General features: G+C 64.2%; 10 protein-coding genes. 6 read left to right on the top strand and 4 right to left on the bottom strand.

Going from position 1 to position 12,645, the window contains the following annotated elements; translation table 11 throughout:
* Nucleotides 1-25: 25 nt before the first annotated feature.
* Nucleotides 26-919, bottom strand: a complete 894-nt coding sequence (locus ACOZ9V_RS10925) for a M56 family metallopeptidase (RefSeq protein WP_181271709.1) — start codon at nt 917-919, stop codon at nt 26-28.
* Nucleotides 920-937: 18 nt separating this feature from the next.
* Nucleotides 938-1,300, bottom strand: a complete 363-nt coding sequence (locus tag ACOZ9V_RS10920; RefSeq protein ID WP_092013109.1) for a BlaI/MecI/CopY family transcriptional regulator — start codon at nt 1,298-1,300, stop codon at nt 938-940.
* 243 nt (nt 1,301-1,543) lie between these two features.
* On the opposite strand from ACOZ9V_RS10920, the gene ACOZ9V_RS10915 reads away from it, so the two are divergent.
* Genes ACOZ9V_RS10915 through cydC form a run of 3 tightly spaced genes read left to right on the top strand, consistent with a single transcriptional unit; the run spans nt 1,544 to nt 7,698 of the window.
* Entirely contained in the window at nt 1,544-3,115 is a 1,572-nt protein-coding gene (locus tag ACOZ9V_RS10915) for a cytochrome ubiquinol oxidase subunit I (protein WP_434589911.1), read from the top strand.
* A gap of 12 nt (nt 3,116-3,127) precedes the next feature.
* Complete coding sequence (gene cydB / locus ACOZ9V_RS10910; RefSeq protein ID WP_434589908.1) at nt 3,128-4,150, top strand: cytochrome d ubiquinol oxidase subunit II; 1,023 nt, start codon at nt 3,128-3,130, stop codon at nt 4,148-4,150.
* Entirely contained in the window at nt 4,147-7,698 is a 3,552-nt protein-coding gene (cydC, locus tag ACOZ9V_RS10905) for a thiol reductant ABC exporter subunit CydC (protein WP_434589905.1), read from the top strand. The genes cydB and cydC overlap by 4 nt, the downstream gene beginning before the upstream one ends.
* On the opposite strand, the gene sepH is transcribed toward cydC, so the two are convergent.
* Nucleotides 7,673-8,794, bottom strand: coding sequence for a septation protein SepH (gene sepH / locus ACOZ9V_RS10900; RefSeq protein ID WP_181271706.1), 1,122 nt, complete (start codon nt 8,792-8,794; stop codon nt 7,673-7,675). The two genes, cydC and sepH, sit on opposite strands and share 26 nt — an antisense overlap.
* A 328-nt stretch (nt 8,795-9,122) precedes the next feature.
* Between sepH and ACOZ9V_RS10895 the strand changes: the two genes are divergently transcribed.
* Complete coding sequence (locus tag ACOZ9V_RS10895) at nt 9,123-10,235, top strand: ferrochelatase (RefSeq protein WP_181271705.1); 1,113 nt, start codon at nt 9,123-9,125, stop codon at nt 10,233-10,235.
* 66 nt (nt 10,236-10,301) lie between these two features.
* On the opposite strand, the gene ACOZ9V_RS10890 is transcribed toward ACOZ9V_RS10895, so the two are convergent.
* Nucleotides 10,302-10,529, bottom strand: a complete 228-nt coding sequence (locus ACOZ9V_RS10890; protein WP_139469789.1) for a hypothetical protein — start codon at nt 10,527-10,529, stop codon at nt 10,302-10,304.
* A gap of 287 nt (nt 10,530-10,816) precedes the next feature.
* Between ACOZ9V_RS10890 and ACOZ9V_RS10885 the strand changes: the two genes are divergently transcribed.
* On the top strand, nt 10,817-11,116 hold the full coding sequence (locus tag ACOZ9V_RS10885; RefSeq protein WP_135541258.1) for a DUF4193 domain-containing protein: 300 nt from the start codon (nt 10,817-10,819) through the stop codon (nt 11,114-11,116).
* A gap of 415 nt (nt 11,117-11,531) precedes the next feature.
* Complete coding sequence (locus tag ACOZ9V_RS10880) at nt 11,532-12,608, top strand: IS110 family transposase (RefSeq protein ID WP_434589899.1); 1,077 nt, start codon at nt 11,532-11,534, stop codon at nt 12,606-12,608.
* The last annotated feature ends 37 nt before the right edge of the window (nt 12,609-12,645 follow it).

Genomic DNA, 12,645 nt, shown 5'->3' with positions numbered 1-12,645 from the left:
GCCCGGACCGAGAATCGGTCCGGGCTCAGATGCCGAATGAGGACGGTGTGACGATGAGCAGGGTCGGCAGAAGCAGCAGCAGAACGGCCAATCCGATCGACATCAGCCGCACGGGGATCCGCGCCGGATCCAGGGGATGCGACAGGCGCTGGATACGCTGCGCGGACAGATCACTGCGGTGATCGGGGCTGATCGCGGCGGCCGATCTCACTGCCTGAGCCAGGATCTGCGGATCGACATGGTCGCGGGCCTGATCATCGGCCATGAGCTCGATGAGCCGATTCACCGAGTTCAACCCGATCGCCGTGGCCGAGAAGTACGGCAGGGCCCGATGCCAGGCGGCGAAGGGGATGACGAGCACATCGTGCCGGAAATCCAGATGCGCCCGCTCATGGGCGATGACAGCGGTTCGCTCATCCTCGTCGAGGGCCTTGAGCAGACCGGTCGACAGAACGGCAGTGCCCTTCCGCGGCCCCTTGGGCAGGCAGTAGGCGACGGCCTCATCGGTGGTGATGATGCGCGTGTCGGGATAGGCGATCGACGGTTCGCTGAGCAGATGTAGGATCTCGTCGTGGCGCAGGCGGGTCTGCCGAGCCGAATAGAGGGTCAGGACCAGGCAGCCGAGCAGCCGACCGATGAGGAGCACGGCGATGACGAGGAAGATCCAGGCTAAGAGTGAGAGCTGAGTGTGGTCCTTGCCCCGGATGAGGTCGAAGAGTCCCTGCGGGAGACTCGTGGTCCCCGGGGCGACCGCGAAGGCGAGCGCAGCGCCGATGAGGGAGAGTCCTCCGGAGAGTCCGACAGCCTGCCAGAGGACGACTTCTGAGATCGGGTCACCGCGGAAACGCGCGAGGGCCGCAGGAATAGGCCATGCCAGCAGAAAAGCCAGCACGGCCAGAACGATTCCCACGATGGTCATTGAGGTGACCGGCCTGAGTCAGGACTGCGTCGAGTGATTGCGCCCGAGCAGATTGCGCAGCGCCTTGGTGTCGGCCTCCGAGACGGTGCCGAGGAAGCGAGCGAGGACAGCCTGACGATCCGGTGCCTGAGACAGCATCTCGGTCATCAGCTCCGCAACGTGATCCTCACGTGTCGAAACCGCGACATAGCGATGCGGACGGATGCTGCGATCGCGAGTGACGAAGCCCTTCTTCTCGAGTCGAGACAGGACAGTATGGACCGTTGTCAGCGCGAGCTCGCGATCCGAGAGGACTTCGCGGAGTTCGGCGGCACTCAACCCGTCGTCGTGGACCCAGATGGCGTCCATGACGCTGCGTTCGAGTTCACCCAATGTTCCCACAGTTCTTTCGCCCTCAATTTCGTTGTCGGTCTGATCGCTCCAGTATATCTCTACAGCCTGTCGAATTCCACATAGGCGCGTGTGTATCGGCAGAGGGGTGGGCCTGGTCAGGGGAGCTTGTTCGAGAGCATACTTGGAACCGGGAGTCTTGAATGATGAAACCACTCGGGCGGGGTTTCTACGAACTGTAGAATTCTACGTGACGTAGAAACATTGCTCGCGTGAAATCTGAATGGAGCACCCATGGAGCTGGACCCGGTCCTCATCGGACGGTGGCAATTCGGAATCACAACGGTCTACCACTTCTGGATGGTGCCGTTGACCCTGGGACTCGGCATGCTCGTGGCGGTCCTGCAGACCATCTACCATCGCACCGGCAACGAGGTGTACCTGCGGAGCACGAAGTTCTTCGGCAAGCTCTTCCTCATCAACTTCATCATGGGCGTGGCCACCGGCCTGGTCCAGGAATTCCAGTTCGGCATGGCGTGGAGCGAATACTCCCGCTTCGTCGGCGACGTCTTCGGCGCGCCCCTGGCGTTGGAGGCCCTGCTGGCGTTCTTCCTCGAATCGACCTTCCTCGGCCTGTGGATCTTCGGTTGGGGCCGACTGCCGCGGGCGGTTCACCTCGGCTCGCTGTGGCTGGCCGTCATCGGCACATGGATCTCGGCCTACTTCATCATCGTCGCGAATTCCTGGATGCAGCATCCCGTCGGCGTCGAGATGGTCGACGGCCGGCCCGTGATGACCGACGTCTGGGCGGTCCTCGGCAACAACACCGCAATCGCCGCATTCACGCATACGATCTTCGGTGCCCTGGCAGTGGGCGGATCCTTCCTCCTCGGCATCTCCTGGTACCACCTCTACCATCGGCGCAAGGCCGGAATCGACACCGTCGGTGCCGACGGCAAAGTCGTCGTCGGCTCCTCGAAGGAGCTTCCCGGACGGGACAAGACGGACCATGCGGTGTGGATCAAATCCCTGCGCATCGGCGCGATCGTCGGGGTCCTCGCCTTCGCCGGCGTCTCGATCACCGGTGACGTCCAAGCCAAGCTGATGTTCGATCAGCAGCCCATGAAGATGGCCTCCGCCGAGGCGGCCTGCCACGACGGCACTCAGTTCTCCGTCCTCACGATCGCCGATCCGTCGTCGAACGACTGCGACGGAGTGCAGAACATCTTCGAGATCCCCGGTCTGCTGTCCTTCCTGGCCAACGGCGACTTCGACACCCCGGTCCACGGTGTGACGACGCTGCTGCCTGAATACCAGGAGCGCTACGGCACGCATATCCCCGACGACCCGCGGTACGGCGACCATGCCGGCGAACCCATCGACTACCAGCCGATCATGATCGTCACCTACTGGGGCTTCCGCATGATGATCGGCTTCGGCGCCCTGGCCGCCGGCGTCTGCGTCATCGGACTGTGGCTGGCCCGCAAGGGCACGGTGCCCGAGTCGAAATGGCTCAGCCGCGGATTCGTCCTGGCCATCACTGCACCGTTCCTCGCGAATTCGGCAGGATGGATCTTCACCGAAATGGGACGCCAGCCCTTCGTCGTCGCACCGAACCCGGCTCAGCTCGACGGAGTGTACATGTACACCCAGGCGGCGCTGTCACCCGAGGTGACACCGGCGATGCTGCTGTTCTCACTGATCAGTCTCACCTCCGTCTACGGAATTCTGATGGTCGTCGAACTGCGGCTGATCACGAAATACGTCAAGGGGGGAGTCGCCTCGGCGATGCCCGAACTCGACCAAACGAATACGAAACCCACGATCACCGACAACGGCGACGACGTCCTGTCGTTCGCGTACTGAGGGAAGGTCACGATGGAAATCCTCGCCACAATCTGGTTCGTCCTCATCGTCGTGCTCTGGATGGGGTACCTGTTCCTCGACGGCTTCGACCTCGGCGTGGGCATGATGATGCCCTTCCTCAGCCGCAGCGAACGCAGCAAGCGCGTTCTGCTCAACTCGATCGGCCCGGTCTGGGAAGGCAACGAGGTCTGGCTGATCACCGCGGCCGGAGCGATGTTCGCCGCATTCCCACACTGGTACGCTTCACTGTTCTCCGCGCTCTACATTCCACTGACCATCTGCCTGCTCGCGCTGATCTTCCGCGCCGTGGCCATCGAATACCGCGGCAAAGGGCACTCGGAGAGGTGGAAGACCTTCTGGACCTGGGCTCTGGCCGTGGGATCGGCCGGAACAGCCTTCTGCATCGGTGCGATGCTCGCACTGACGACCATCGGGCTGCCGCTCAATGATCATGGCGACATGATCGGCGGTGCCTTCGCCTGGATGTCGTGGCCGGCTCTCGCCGGCGGACTCGGCGGGCTCGGCTTCTCCCTGGCCCACGGGCTCATCTTCCTCGGTCTCAAGACGCAGGGCGAGGTCCGGGCGCGGTCGCGGCGCTGGGCCGGTCGGATCATGCTGCCGGCCGCGATTCCGTTCCTCATCTGGTTCGCCTCCTCGATCACCCAGCGGACCTGGCTCATCGTGCCGGTGCTCGTTGCGATCGTCGCTCTCATCTTCGCGTTCGTCGCGGTCCGCGCCGGTGCCGAGAAGCGCGCCTTCGTCCTGCACGGGATCTATCTCATCGCCGGTCTGACCGCCGTCTTCGCCGGTGTCTTCCCGAACGTCCTGCCCTCGACGATCGACCCGGCGAACTCGCTGACGATCGCTGCGGCATCCTCGTCGGACTACACCTTGAACGTCATGCTCATCGTGACGATCGTGATCCTGCCGATCATCATCGCCTACCAGATCTTCAGCTACCGAATGTTCCTCGGCCGCATCGCCGAGACCCACATCCCCGAAGCGCACAAGCTGCCGGTGGCGATCCGATCGTGAGCTCGCCCCTGTCGATCCTGCTCGAGCTGCCGACCGGTCGGCGGGGGTTGGCACTGTCGGTGCTCTCCGCCCTGTGCCGGTCGGTGGGAATCGTCCTCATCGCCGAAGCCCTGGTGAGAGCTATCATCGGCCACAGCGCGCCCGGGCTGTGGGTGGTCCTCGGCGCCCTCGGCGCGCTGCTGCGCGGCGGCGGACTCTGGCTCGACCGCAGTCTGGGCACCAGCCTGGCAGCCGTTTCGAAACAGGGTCTGCGGCGCTCGATCCTCTCCGGTCTGCTGCGCGGCCGGGGACGCCCGCGGACGAATGCGGCGGTCACGGTCACCCGCGGAATCGACGATCTCGACGACTACTTCACCACGGTGGTGCCGGCCCTGACCGCGGCCGCGGTGGTGCCCATCGTGCTGCTGGTGCGCATCGTCTTCAGCGATGTCCTCTCGGCGGTCATCATCGCGGTGTGCCTGCCGTTGGTGCCGATGTTCATGGTGCTCATCGGCCGCTACACGGCAGAGTCGACCTCCGAGACCATGGCGGCTCTGGAGCGGCTGTCGGATCACCTGGCCGAACTCGCCGAGGGGCTGCCCGTCCTCATCGGTCTCGGCCGTTCTCGCGATCACGCGCGCCGGCTGCGGGAACTGGGGGAGCGCTACCATCAGGCGAACCTCACGACGCTGCGCATCGCGTTCCTCTCCAGTTTGGCGCTCGAGCTCATCGCCACGATCTCGGTGGCGCTCGTGGCCGTGGTCATCGGTCTGCGCCTGGTCAATGGGTCGATGGAGCTGGGCGATGGCCTGTTGGTCCTGCTCATCGCGCCCGAATGCTTCATCCCTCTGCGGGAGCTCGGGGCCGGCTATCATGCGAGCGAGAACGGACGCGAAGCTCGTGAGAGAGCCCGGTCGCTGCTGTCGGAGACACGGTCGGCAGATGCGGAGACGCCGTTCGCGGCTGCGGGGGCACGCGCGCTCGATGCCTTCGGCTGGCCGGGGGACCAGTGGGTTCGCTATGCCGACGGCACACTCATCACGTGGTCGGGCGACATCGACACCCGGCCGGGAGTGACGACGATCAGCGGCCGGTCCGGAACCGGCAAGTCGACCGTGCTCGGTGCGCTGGTCGGCAGTCTGCCTGCCGACGCGCACACCACCGCCGATCCGGTGAGCGCGGCCTACGTGCCGCAGGCTCCACGCATGTTCGCCGAGACCATCGGCGCCGAACTGGCACTCTTCGGACTCGACGACGACCAAGCTCGGACGGCCCTGTCCGCCGCCGAACTGCCCACCGATCTGTGTGTGCAGACGGCGGCGCTGAGCCCCGGCCAACAGCGTCGGCTGGCCCTCGTGCGAGTGCGGCACCGCCTCGGTGACGGGGCCGAGCTGCTCGTCCTCGACGAACCGACCGCCCACCTCGACGCCGACAATGCCGCCATCGTCATCGACATGATCGCCGAGGCGGCCGCCACCCACCGCGTGATCCTCGCCAGCCATGACGAACAGGTTCGCGCGCTGGCCGACACAGAGATCCGCCCGGAGAAGACGCACTTTGAAGCGGCAGAGAACGGTGCACCAGCGGAATCAAAGTCGACCGTGATCGCGGATCAGGCCCGAACCGACGCCGCCGAGGTTCCTGCAACAAGGGCGCGGACTGAAGTTCCCGCTCCGGCGGAACGGACGGGTTCGGGCAGCGAGCCCGGGCCTCGGTCCGACGTCGAGCGGCACCCGGATGTCTCGACGCAGCACTCCGGAGGCGAGTCCTGGACAGCTGCACTGCGACGTCGCTGGTCGATACTGGGCTCGAGCCTGCCGCTGTTCACCCCGACCATGCTGGTGGCCGCGCTCACCGCCTGCGCGTCCAGCCTCGCGGCCATCGCTCTGACTGCCGTCTCCGCATGGCTCATCGTCGAAGCTTCGTACCAGCCGCCGATCATGCTGCTCATGGTCGCCATCGTCGGTGTGCGATTCTTCGGGCTCAGCCGCTCCGTGCTGCTCTACGCCAGTCGGCTGAGACTCCACTCGGCGATCTTCGCCGCGCTCACGAAACTGCGCACACGGCTGTGGGAGCACTTCGAGCGCGTAGGCATGAGTGATCGGCGGCTGCTGACCTCGGATTCGGCGCTGCGCGCCATGGTCGCCGACGCCGACGACGTCCGCGACCTGGTGCCCCGGACTCTGTTCCCGCCTTTCGTCTCCAGCATGGTCGTCATCGGCGTGAGCATCACCGCAGCACTTCTCGACGTGAGGTCACTGGTCTGGTTCATCCTGGTGGGCGCCGTCAACCTCGTCATCGTCCCGATTCTCGTCATCCGGGCAGAGAGCCGGTTGGCGTACGGAATCAGGGAGGACCGCAACCGGATCCTGTCCGTGCTCACTCGCGCTCTGTACGCAAAGGACGACCTGCGCACGAACCGGGTCGACTCTGCGGTCCTCGGCCTGTTGGCCGACTTGGAGGCCGACCTCGAGAAGAAGCAGAAGGCCTCTGCCCGCAACTTCGGGCTCGCCCAACTGTGGCTGCAGCTGAGCACGTTCACCACCGCAGTGATCCTCGCGGTGTCCACGGATGCTCCGACCGAGATCGTCGCGGTGCTCTCCCTCATGGCCTTGGGCCTGGGCGAAGTGTTCGCTTCGGCACTCGAAGCGTTCCGCCAGCTGCCCGCCCTGGGGTCGGCACTGGACTGTCTGCCCAATGCGGACAGTGCGGCGGACCGCGAAGCCGAGGACTCGGGACTCGACGTCGAAGTGCAGGCTCCTGCTGCCGGAACCACGGCCGGCGAGAGCGACGACTCGTCGTGCCGCTCTGGCCCGGTCGAGCTCGTCGGCGTCGACGCCCTCGAATTCGATGAGATCACCGTCGGATGGGACGATCAGGCTGTCGTCGCAGGACTGGACCTGAGAGCTCAACGCGGCAGTTGGACCGTGCTGTGCGGTGACAGCGGAACCGGTAAGACGACGAGCCTGAGCGTGCTCCTGCGGTTCCTCGACCCCTGGTCCGGCAGCTACCGCGCCCGTGACCGGAGCGGGACCGACCACGATATGCTCACCTGCTCACCCGAAGACCTCGTCGGCCGAATCGCCTGGTGCCCTCAGGAGGCACACGTCTTCCGCTCCACAGTGCGCGGCAATCTCGCACTCGCCGGGCGGTCGGTCCCCGGGGACGACGAGATGATCTCCGTGCTGAAAGCGGCAGGGCTGAGCGACTGGGCCGATGCAGAGGTGCTCGAACGGTGGGTCGGCGACCACGGAGCGGAGATCTCCGGCGGTCAGCGACAGCGTTTGGCGGTGGCCAGAACCCTGCTGACCGGAGCCGATGTGATCGTCCTCGACGAACCGACAGCGCACTTGGACGATGAGACGGCTCGGCTGCTCATCGACGATCTCCGTGGGAGCCTGGGCGACCGCACGGTCGTCATGGTCACCCATGACAGGACACTGATCTCGGACGGCGATGAGGTCGTCGACCTCGGCACAGTCGAACCGGGTGCAGCGGACCTCGGCTCACGCGATCCGAGGGCGAACACTCGAGAGTCTGAGGTCAGTCCCGCTTCGATCCGAACATGATCTCGTCCCAGCTCGGGATCGAGGCTCGCGAGTTCTTCTTCGACTTCGGCTTCGTATCCTTCGCCGAGGCGGAGTCCTTGAACTGGTCGTCGTGATCGCTCACTCCGGGCTCGTTGAGCAGGGAGAGCTGATTCTCGTCGTCGAAGACGCCGACCTTCTCGGTCGGCTCCTGCGGTTCCTCAGCCGAGGCAGCCGCATCTTCGAAGGCGAAGACTTCGTCATCGGTGGCGGCTTCGGGCTGGCCTGGAGCGGTGTGCGCTCCCTGTGGGTGAGTCTCGGGGTCCTCGGTGACTGCACGCAGACGGGTCCGCGGCTCTTCCTCGGCGTGGCGGCGCTTGCGCAGGTTCTCCAGGATCCGGCCGGTCTCGGCCTGATGATCGCGGGCCTGCTGCGACGGCGCCGAACCGGCGGTGGGCCGGACCGGTCCGTCGGCGGCGATCGACGCGGACGACTGATCGGTCGCCGGGAGGACATCGACCTCCTCGGTGGTCCTCTGTCGTTCGGCACCGCTGCCGTAGTTCGGGATCGGTCCGGTGTCGGTGGGACCGGAATCGGCGAGCCACTTCGCCTCGTCGTCGATCGGGGTCAGCGAACGGCGGTAGTAATGCCAGCTGGCGGTGCGGACACGATCAGCGGCGGTGAAGCTGAGTTGGATGTACCAGTTGCCGTCCTGCTGCTTCCAGGAATCCCACTCCATCGTCTCGATATCGACGTCGCGCATCGCCAGGCGTTCCTGACACAGCTCGATGAGCGGAGTCGGTTCGCCGTTGGGATCATGATCGGAATAGATGGGATGGCGGCTGGCCAGGTAGGCGGTGCGTTCGCGTTCGGCCATCGCCGGACCTTCGTAGGTGCGCACGTATTCGATGTCGGCACCGGTGGCGGCCACGACCTCCTCGGCGTCCATGCCGCCGCGGATCATGGCCTGGATCTCTTTCGGGCGCACGGGAGTCTCGGACTTGGGGTGGGAGCGGTCCCTGCGGACCGCGGCGAAGAGAGCCTCATCGAGGACGACTCGGTACTGAAGCCCGTTCTCGTCGTTCAACAGCAGATGTGTGCCGTCTGCGTTGACTCCGTTCAAGATCAGTTCACGCATTGCCTTAAGCTCCTTTGTCGCGTCTCAGAAGCATCGTGTCACGTTCGGCGCGTCGTGCCGGGCAGATTTCCGCGCGAGTCGCGAAATCACGGGGCAGATCGGGAGCCGGCGGGGTGATTCTGTGAGACCGGCCACGCACGTGCGAGAAATGTGCGAAAGGGGAACCTGCGCGTCGGCTCCGACAGCGTCGCCACCACGCCGCCGGCGTCGCCACGACACCGGCGAGGGCGGGCGTCGGACCCTCCGGTCGGCGTCTGCACCGTGAGTGGGCGCGGCTCACTGTGCGGACAGCGGGCCGAGCGGCTCTACAGTCTGTAAAATCGGGAAGGTGAATACGACTGCACCCATCGACGCCCTGATCCTCATGTCATTCGGAGGACCGGAGGCCCCAGAAGAAGTGGTTCCATTCCTGCGCAACGTCACCGCCGGCCGCGGGATTCCCGAGGAACGGCTCGAGGAGGTGGGGGAGCACTATTTCGGTTTCGGAGGCAAGTCTCCGATCAACGACCAGAACAAGGCGCTGCTGGCCGCGCTGCGCGACGAACTCGATCGCCGCGGAATCGAGACCCCGCTGATCTGGGGCAACCGCAACTGGGATCCTTATCTCACCGACGAGGTGCGCAAGCTGGCACAGGACGGTGCCACGCAGTTCCTCTCGATCGACACCTCCGCGTATTCCTCCTACTCGTCGTGCCGGCAGTACCGTGAGGACTTCGCGAAGACGATCGACACGCTCAAGGACGAGGGTCTCAACGTCTCGATCGACAAGATCCGTCAGTTCTACAACCATCCCGGCTACGCCGACGCCTGCGCCGACTGCCTGGGCGACGGCGTCGCCGATTTCCGGTCGAAGGTCGGGCAGATCGATTCGACCAAGCACCGGATCCTCTTCGTCACCCACTCGATCCCGAACGTCATGCAGGACGCCTCAGAGGTGACCACCAACGGATACCGGGCCCAGCACGAAGAACTCATCGACCACCTCATGGGGCGCATCGATGAGGCCGATCGTGTTCCGTCCGAACTCGTCTACTGCTCACGTTCCGGCTCACCTGAGGTGCCCTGGCTCGAACCCGATGTCAACGACCGGATGACCGAACTTGCCGAGGAGGGGGTGACCGGTGTCGTGCTCGTGCCCATCGGTTTCATCTCCGACCATATGGAGGTCGCTTTCGACCTCGACACCGAAGCGAAGGAGACTGCTGAGGAACTCGGTCTCGACTTCACCCGGGTCGACACCGTCGGCACTCATGTCGCCTTCGTCAGGGGACTCGTCGACCTCGTCGAGGAGCGCGTGGCTCAGCTGCGCGGGGAAGACGTCGACGTTCCGGCTCTGCCCGGGACGAAGGCTCTGGTGCCTGGCAGCGGAGCCTGCAGCATCGACTGCTGCCGCGGCCGTATCGAACGTGCAACCTATCCGAACTGGGCCATGGCGAACTGAGTCCTGAAGACGAATGAACCCTCCCTCACCGAATCGGTGAGGGAGGGTTCTTTGCTGTGTGTTCTCTCAGTAGTCGTCGGGACTCGGGATGACCGGCAGGGCTCCCGTCTCGGCCTGGATCACCTCGGCGATGGGACCGGTGTCGACATCGTTGCGTCCGGCCAATTCCATCAGGTTCTGCAGGTCGTCGATGAGATTTTCGACGAGGAAGTCGTCACCGGCGGAACGGGCCTCGTGAATGCGATGACGGACATCATCGATTCGTGTGTCGAGCTGATCAGCGAATTCACTCATTGTGGATCCGTCCTTCCTCGGGCCGCCTCCACAGGGGATGAGCCCGGTATTCGACCGACAGAGCGTGCTGTCGGTGCTGTCCATCACAAGCATTCTTGCAGAGCATTTCGTGAACTCTATGTGTGCTCCGTCCATGCGGACAAGCTGGTGACGAGAATCACCGCATCAGGTGCTCATTCCATCTTGCCAACGGCAAGCATACAGTGCACAATGCTGGGGACACATCTCGGAAGAGGAGAAGATGCTCCTCTTCGGCACCCCCTCCGGACAGAGAGCGATGAGGCCATATGGCAACAGACTACGACGCACCTCGCAAGCAAGACGATGAGATCAAAAGCGATTCGATCGAGCAGCTCAAGGCCCAGCGTTCCCAGGCTCAGGCGAGCAAGATCGACGAAGACGAGACTGCAGTAGCCGAAGGCTTCGAACTTCCCGGTGCGGACCTGTCGAACGAAGAGCTCTCCGTTCGGGTCCTGCCGAAGCAGAACGATGAGTTCACCTGCATGGAGTGCTTCCTGGTCCGCCATCGTTCTCAGCTTGCGACCGAAGAAGGCGGTGTCCCCATCTGCACAGACTGTGCAGGCTGAATCGCTTCTCTTCGCGAAAACCCGAAAACGGACCGCACCCTCGAAAGGGTCGCGGTCCGTTCTTCTCCCCTTACTACCTGACGGCGGCCCAGCAACCTCGCGCTGTGAGTATTGACAGTGGCTGGTCTGGGACTGGCTGGCAGAGTAGGTGTTGGCCTCTCCGTCCAGTGATCGTGACTCCACCTCGCGCTGACTCACACCGTGGTGTCTTGCCCTCGATTTGTCCGATCACATGGATGGTGCGGCCGGCACCAGCTCGGCCCACATCGGTAACTTGATCAGAAGGCTGTCCACCCCCGAAAATCCGGGGGTGTGACTCATCACAGTGTTGTTCCGAAGTGATCTCTAACCCGGACCGGTACCGGCCGCAAGCGGCCACGCAACCCATCGGTCAAACAGGGAGCTTCGAACCGCTATGTCTATTGTCGCGCACTTATACAGTTTCTTCATCGGTGTTGATACACACGCCAGAAACCACGTGTATTCCATCGTCACCAACACCGGAATTCTCGTCGAAACCCGTTCCTTCCCCACCACGTCAGCAGGAATCAAACGAGCCCTCACCTGGGCCGGCAGGCGCACCAGCGGTGACCTCGACACCCTCTGGGTCGTTGAAGGTGCGGCCTCGTACGGTGCGGTGCTGACCGGACACATCGCCGCAGCCGGGTACCCGGTAGTCGAAGCCGGGCGTATGGATGCCAAAGCCCGCCACGGTGTCGGTAAGAGCGACGAGCTTGATTCCCGCCGGATCGCGGCATCTGTATTGCCTCTCGACGCCGATCAACTGCGGTGGCCGCGTCACGGTGAAGGTGTCCGGCAGGCGCTGCGTGTCCTGCTGTCAGCCCGGGACGCGATGAGTACGGAACGGACTCGTGCGATCAACTCTCTGACCGCGCTGGTGCGCACCATCGATCTTGGCATCGATGCCCGCAAGTCATTGAACAGTGACCAGGTCGACGAGATCGCGAAATGGCGAACCCGCAACGAAGACGTCGACTTGTCCACCGCCCGGGAAGAAGCGATCCGTCTGGCCAAACGCGTCCTCGCTTTGAACGATGATCTGCAGACCAACCATGACAGGCTCACCGAGCTTGTTGAAGCCAGTCCGGCCGCACCCTTGCTGGATGAGCCCGGGATCGGCCCATTCAGCGCCGCTGTGTGCTTCACCGCGTGGTCCCACCCGGGGCGGGTGCGGAACGAGGCCGCGTTCGCAGCTCTGGCGGGAGTGAACCCGATACCTGCGTCGTCGGGCAACACGCGCCGGCACCGGTTGAACCGGGGCGGGGATCGGCAGTTGAACCGGGCCCTACACACGGTGATCATGAACCGGATGGTCCATGACGAACGGACCAGGAACTACGTGGCCCGCCACTACGGTGAAGAACCGACGAAGAAATCCAAGAGGGAGATCAAGCGCAACCTCAAACGGTATCTAGCGCGCCGGGTCTACAAGATCCTCAACGCGCTAGATACCGTTCCTCAACCCGCTTGACAAGACATAGAAGGATCGAGGTTGCTGGGCCGCCGTC

The sequence above is a fragment of the Brevibacterium sp. 1718 genome (assembly GCF_051131255.1).
Lineage (GTDB): Bacteria > Actinomycetota > Actinomycetes > Actinomycetales > Brevibacteriaceae > Brevibacterium > Brevibacterium sediminis.
This window is presented reverse-complemented; position numbering and strand designations above follow the sequence as displayed.